This is a genomic window from Flavobacterium algoris, assembly GCF_048158525.1.
Lineage (GTDB): Bacteria > Bacteroidota > Bacteroidia > Flavobacteriales > Flavobacteriaceae > Flavobacterium > Flavobacterium algoris.
Genome location: NZ_JBLNKT010000063.1, coordinates 1 through 1763 on the forward strand (window position 1 = coordinate 1; position 1763 = coordinate 1763).

1 protein-coding gene is annotated in these 1763 nt (G+C 33.6%); it reads right to left on the reverse strand.

Annotated elements, in window-relative coordinates; genetic code table 11:
- Positions 1-48: 48 nt before the first annotated feature.
- Positions 49-1680 carry an IS1182 family transposase gene (locus ACM55I_RS16300; protein WP_416847897.1) on the reverse strand — a complete coding sequence of 544 codons (1632 nt, stop codon included), beginning with the start codon at positions 1678-1680 and terminating at the stop codon, positions 49-51.
- Between the last annotated feature and the right edge of the window lie 83 nt (positions 1681-1763).

Below are 1763 nucleotides of genomic sequence, written 5' to 3' on the forward strand. Positions count from 1 at the left end.
GAGGTTGTCTGAAAAGATAGCCTCTACTTGTTTTAAGGAATACCTGATTTAGCAGAAATTTATTAAAAATTGAAAATATTGCCTTAATAATTGTTCTAAAAGTTTGTTTATTGCCTTTATGAAGTAAAAAATAGGTTTAAAATTGGACAAACGGACTTTTGCTATCCATTTGGAAAAATTGTGAGCAATAGCAATTAGGCCAAATTCAACATTTACTTTGGCTATTTTATTTAGTGTGAATCGTTTAAACCCTTTGTTTTGTTTGATATTCCCAAAAACAGGTTCCGGTTCAATACATCGTTTACTATAAATTTCCCTTCCTAACTCACTTTCTAAATTCTCTCGGGCTTTAATTTTGAGTCTTTGAAGTTTATGATTAATTTCTATTCTCCTGTTGCCTTGAGCTTTAAAACATTGGCCTCGCAGAGGGCATCCCTCACAGTTACTAGCTTGATATACTGCTTGGTGTTGTACAAAACCAGTAGAAGTTTTTGATTTTTTTGTATAGATATTATGCATTCTTTGACCCATTGGACAAACTAAAAAGTCCTGTTCTTTATTGTAAAAGAGGTTTTGCGCATGGAATAAATTCTTTTTATGCTTACGAGTTTGTTCGATTCGGTACATATTGTAAGGAATGAAAAAATCTATTTGCTTACCTTCAAGTAATTGATAGTTTTCTTCGCTTCCGTAACCAGCGTCGGCTACAACTTGTTTGGATTGTTTCTTATAGTTTTTCTCAAAGCCCTCTAGATGGCTTTTTAAGGTTGTAAAATCGGTAGAGGTTTGATGTGTGGAATAGTGTGTGATAATTTGATTTTCTGTAGAAATCTGAATATTATAAGCTGCTTTTAACTGCCCGTTTAACATATGATCTTCCTTCATGCGCATAAAGGTAGCATCGGTGTCAGTCTTTGCATAACTATTTCTTTCGCCAAGAATTCCCAGGTGTTGTTCGTATTCTCTAAGCTTAGGAAGCTGTTCTTTTTCTAATTTTTGAAGTGATTTATTCTGCTGTTTACTCAGCTTTTCCTTTTTTATATTTTGGTTTATCTCGCGAATTTTTTCTTGCAATTTCTCGCTATCAATCTTGGGGTCGCTTTGGTTATCAGTGTGCACCATGTCTGATTCGATAGCACTACCTATATCCGCTAAGACAGCATTTATTTTGCCTTGAAGTCGATCTTTGTTTTTTTCAACTGCCTTTTTCCAAACAAAGCTATATTTATGTGCATTAGCTTCTATTTTCGTGCCATCTACAAATTGCTTCTCCAAACTAATGAGTTCCAAATCAACCATCATTGAAACCAATTGACTGAAAAGTTTATCAATATTTCCTTTTAGCTTTTTTCCTCTAAAGTCATTTATGGTTCTAAAATCAGGTTGTAACCCACCAGAGAGCCACATAAAGTAAATATTCTCATTAGCAGCCCTTGCGATCTTTCTGCAAGAATATGTATTGTTTAGATATCCATAAAACAATATTTTAAGTAACATTTTAGGATGATAACTAGATCTTCCACCCCCTTTATATTGCGATATTATATCTGAAATGTCTAATTGGTCAACAACACTATCTATTAGTCTAGCGGAATGATTCTCTGGGATCAAATCATTTAAATTCAATGGAAAAAGTTCTTGCTGATGAACCGAATGAGGTTTAAAAACTGGCTGCATAATCGCTGATTTTGGTACTTAAAAATACGAAGAATCAAAGTAATAAACAAAAAAAACTGCCCGAAAATTACTTTTCGGACAGCCTC